Raw genomic sequence first — 212 nt, forward strand, 5'->3', positions numbered from 1 at the left:
GGCTCCACCCCAACGAAGAGATACACGAGTGAAAAAACGCCGTAGCTCATCATCAGCATGATCCCTTGGCACAGCGCATGAACCGCCAGCAAGGCGCTCATTTTCTCCAGCAAAATCCGGTAGCCGTCGGCGAACCATGACGAAACGCCGTAACGAAGTTCGTTGGAGTAGAGAAGGTAGAACCATACGATGTAAAAGAGCGAAACGATTTG

At 51.4% G+C, this 212-nt stretch carries 1 pseudogene; it reads right to left on the reverse strand.

The annotated features are described in order from the left end of the window. Nucleotides 1–212: pseudogene (locus VU18_RS15340) on the reverse strand (ABC transporter permease); the annotation flags it as partial.

Source organism: Geobacillus sp. ZGt-1, assembly GCF_001026865.1.
Taxonomy (GTDB): Bacteria; Bacillota; Bacilli; order Bacillales; family Anoxybacillaceae; genus Geobacillus; species Geobacillus thermoleovorans.